This window comes from Siphonobacter sp. BAB-5405 (assembly GCF_002872335.1).
Lineage (GTDB): Bacteria > Bacteroidota > Bacteroidia > Cytophagales > Spirosomataceae > Siphonobacter.
In genome coordinates, this window is the sequence record NZ_NJAG01000039.1 from 1 (window position 1) to 3,977 (window position 3,977).

Here is a 3,977-nt window from a genome sequence, read left to right on the forward strand (position 1 = left end):
GAATAGTCTGGTAAACTAATAGAGTATTTGACTTGTTTATCTCAACGGAACGTTGAACCTTTGCGGACGTTCGATAAACCTTAAACTGATTCGATTATGTCCTTACGACTTGGAGACATCGCACCCGATTTTGAAGCAGATACCACTCAGGGCCACATCCGTTTTCACGAATGGCTGGGCGATAAATGGGGCTTACTCTTTTCACACCCCGCTGACTTTACGCCTGTATGTACGACGGAGCTTGGTAAAACCGCTTTACTGAAAGGCGATTTTGAAAGACGTGGCGTGAAAGTGATTGCCGTATCGGTCGATGATCTGGATTCTCACAACCGCTGGACGCCTGATATTGCCGAAGTAAGTGGTACGGAAGTCAATTTTCCCATCATCGCCGATTCGGACCGTAAAGTCGCTGAACTTTATGATATGATTCATCCGAATGCCAGCGAAAAAGCAACGGTTCGTTCGGTGTTTGTCATCGGTCCCGATAAGAAAATCAAACTGACCCTGACCTATCCCGCCTCCACGGGTCGTAATTTCCAGGAGATTCTGCGGGTCATTGATTCCCTGCAACTCACGGCCAATTATCAGGTAGCCACACCGGCCGACTGGAAAGACGGCGAAGACGTCATTGTAACGCCTGCCGTTTCCAATGATGCTCTGGCAGAGAAATTTCCGAAAGGCGTTACGCACGTAAAACCCTACCTGCGTGTTACGCCGCAGCCGAATAAATAATAGGATTTACCATTTTTCGTTAAAAACCACAGCGTTACTCAATTATAGAGCGACGCTGTGGTTTTTGTTTAAGAACGTACCCGCTCCGTACACGAGCAGATGGCTTACCTAACCGTTTTACGTACAAATCCACCGGAAAACTGTAAACTGAAAACCGTAAACCAAGAACTCTCCCTTACTTTTACGGGCTCTTTTTCAAATTCGAATGCCTGCTCCAGTCAAACGCCGCTCACCGTTCAACGTAAAATTGCTCCTCGCTCTCAGTCTCCTCTGTATTGGGCTGATTGCCGCTTTTTTGTATTTCCGGTATCGCAATCCTACGCAAATTGAATGGGATTACTCCCGAACCGCCAGCATTCGTATTCCAACGGAATATCCCGTCCACGGTATTGACGTCTCCAAGCATCAGGGAAAAATTGATTGGAGCGTGATTCGGGAGTCGGCCCTGGCGGACGAAGCTCGTCTGGAATTCGTATTTATCAAAGCCACTGAAGGCATTTCCATTCAGGATAAACGCTTCAAAAACAACTACAGCAGTGCCCGCCAGACGGGATTACGCGTCGGTGCCTATCACTTTTTCATCCCCTGGCGGGACCCGGTTCCGCAGGCCGATAATTTCATCGAAACAGTACAACTGAAATCGGGGGATCTGCCGCCGGTACTGGACGTCGAATCCTCACACCCGCTGAAATCGGACGAACGGACCATCCGCGACATTCGTACCTGGCTGGAGTTAGTCGAAAAGGAATACGGCGTCAAACCCATCATTTACACCAATCGCCGCTTTTACCAGAAATTCATTCGGGGCAATTTCGACGAATATCCACTCTGGCTGGCCCATTACTCATCGGAACAACTGGCGGGTGATATTTCCGGGAAAGTCTGGTTCTGGCAGTATTCCGAACTGGGTCAGCTGAAAGGTATCAAGGGAAAGGTCGATTATAACGCATTTCTGGGTGATCTGAGCGAGCTGGAGCAAATCTGCCTGCCCTAGTCCAAAAAATTTCCCGAAAAGTTTTATTACGGAACTCTGCCCCCATTTGTTGGTTTTTATGGATGCAGTAGCCATTTTTGGCCCGCTTAAACGCAGTAGCATGACCTTATCCGCTCATGCCCTGACGTATCCTATCATTCAGAGCCTTATCTTATGCTGAAGTCTATTCCATTTACTCAGAATCCTGCTTACGCAAAGCTTCTTGCTCATTTTGAGGCTACTCAATCCGTCCAGATTAAAGACTTATTTGCGGAAGATACCGAACGGTTCAATCGTTTTTCGACTCGTTTTGAAGACATCCTGCTCGATTACTCCAAAAACCGGATCACGGAAGAAACGAAACAGTTATTACTGGAACTGGCTCAGGGAGCCGAGCTGAAAGATGCCATCGAGCAGCTGTTCACCGGCCAGAAAATCAACGCGACCGAAGATCGGGCCGTACTCCACGTAGCCCTGCGGAACCGCTCGAATACACCTATTGAAGTGGACGGTGCGGATGTGATGCCCGAGGTGAATGCCGTACTGGATAAGATGAAAACGTTTTCCGAAAAAGTCATTTCCGGTGAGTGGAAAGGCTATACGGGCCAGGCTATTACGGATGTGGTGAACATTGGTATCGGGGGTTCGGATTTGGGTCCGGTGATGGTGACGGAGGCTCTGAAACCTTACAAAAATCACCTGAATCTGCATTTCGTATCCAACGTCGATGGTACGCACATTGCCGAAACGTTGAAGGCCGTCAATCCCGAAACGACTTTGTTTCTGATTGCTTCCAAGACGTTCACGACGCAGGAAACCATGACTAACGCCCACACGGCCCGTACCTGGTTGCTGGATGCGGCTGGTGATGATTCTGCCGTAGCGAAACACTTCGTGGCCATTTCAACCAACGAAAAAGAAGTCAGCAAATTCGGTATCGATACCGAAAACATGTTTGTCTTCTGGGATTGGGTAGGTGGTCGGTACTCCCTCTGGTCGGCGATTGGTTTGTCGATCATTCTGAGCGTAGGTTACGAAAATTTCGTGGAATTGCTCGAAGGGGCTCACGCCATGGATAACCACTTCCGGACGGCTGCTTTTGAAGAAAACATTCCCGTAACGCTGGCTTTGCTGGGAATCTGGTACAATAACTTCTACGGTGCCCAGACGCAGGTTATTTTGCCCTACGATCAGTACCTGCACCGCTTTGCGGCGTACTTCCAGCAGGGCGATATGGAATCCAACGGCAAGTACGTCGGTCGCGATGGTCAAGCCGTAGATTACCAAACGGGACCCATCATCTGGGGTGAACCCGGTACCAACGGTCAGCACGCGTTTTATCAACTCATTCACCAGGGCACGAAACTAATTCCAGCGGACTTTATTGCTCCGGCGATTAGTCACAATCCCATTGGTGAACACCATAAGATTCTGCTTTCTAACTTCTTCGCCCAGACGGAAGCGTTGATGAACGGTAAAACTGCCGAAGAAGTCATCGCCGAATTCCAGTCGAAAAACGTGAGTCCGGAAGTATACGAGTCGCTGGTGGCTTTTAAAGTATTTGAAGGCAACCGTCCGACCAACTCCTTTCTGGTCAAATCCATTACGCCCCGTACGCTGGGTAGCCTGATTGCTGCCTACGAACACAAGATTTTTGTACAGGGTGTCATCTGGAATATCTACAGCTTCGATCAGTGGGGGGTGGAACTGGGCAAGCAACTGGCCAGCAAAATCTATCCTGAACTACAAAACGATGAGCCGGTCAACGATCACGATGGATCTACCAACGGCCTCATCAACGCTTATAAAGCCTGGCGTTAGTAAAAATACCGGAATGTTGTAACGTTCCCTGAATAAAACGGCGTATTGTAGGTCAAAGCCCCTTTGCACGTATGATACGCCGTTTTTTTGCCTGCTTCGGCCCTTCCTTCGGACTGTTTGGAAGAAAATTCCCTTCGTTATCAACCCTTAACTCAAAGCCAGTCTGCCCCCTGCCTTACTGAGTTAGAGTAGAAAGCCTCTTCCTCAAAGACGTGATCAATAGTCAGCATCCGTTTAAATTCGTACACTCCTACAATTTACGAGTGAATAGCTTTTCTTGACTTGCGTAACTCTTTCTCGTTTTAAAGAAATAAACCAGGTGCAGCAATAGCATCGTCCCTATTCCTAGTACATACACAATGTTATTAAAACCCTGTTCAAGTTTAGTATGGTTTTTATCAATGGTAAAGTGTCTGAAGAATGTTTTAACCGTAGCTTTTCCATTTCTGAA

The 3,977-nt window shown here is 48.0% G+C and carries 4 protein-coding genes; 3 read left to right on the top strand and 1 reads right to left on the bottom strand.

Features of this window, described 5'->3' with window-relative positions:
- Nucleotides 1-96: 96 nt before the first annotated feature.
- From BWI97_RS21115 to pgi, 3 genes are all read left to right on the top strand, one after another.
- The gene (locus BWI97_RS21115; RefSeq protein WP_094811231.1) at nucleotides 97-732 is read left to right on the top strand and encodes a peroxiredoxin; all 636 of its coding nucleotides are present in this window, start codon (nucleotides 97-99) and stop codon (nucleotides 730-732) included.
- A 205-nt stretch (nucleotides 733-937) separates the two neighbouring features.
- The gene (locus tag BWI97_RS21120; protein WP_102202687.1) at nucleotides 938-1,726 is read left to right on the top strand and encodes a glycoside hydrolase family 25 protein; all 789 of its coding nucleotides are present in this window, start codon (nucleotides 938-940) and stop codon (nucleotides 1,724-1,726) included.
- A 153-nt stretch (nucleotides 1,727-1,879) separates the two neighbouring features.
- A complete protein-coding gene (gene pgi, locus BWI97_RS21125; RefSeq protein WP_102202688.1) occupies nucleotides 1,880-3,526 on the top strand; it encodes a glucose-6-phosphate isomerase in 1,647 nt (548 codons plus the stop codon).
- A 250-nt stretch (nucleotides 3,527-3,776) separates the two neighbouring features.
- Here the strand turns inward: pgi and BWI97_RS28420 are convergent.
- Nucleotides 3,777-3,977, bottom strand: a 201-nt coding sequence (locus BWI97_RS28420) for a hypothetical protein (protein ID WP_233207934.1), incomplete at its 5' end; no start/stop codon positions are given.

Bases quoted from the DNA above. Each gene is read 5' to 3' on its own strand.
- BWI97_RS21120 (WP_102202687.1), top strand. From the start codon at position 938: ATGCCTGCTCCAGTCAAACGCCGCTCACCGTTCAACGTAAAATTGCTC.
- BWI97_RS21115 (WP_094811231.1), top strand. From the start codon at position 97: ATGTCCTTACGACTTGGAGACATCGCACCCGATTTTGAAGCAGATACC.
- pgi (WP_102202688.1), top strand. From the start codon at position 1,880: ATGCTGAAGTCTATTCCATTTACTCAGAATCCTGCTTACGCAAAGCTT.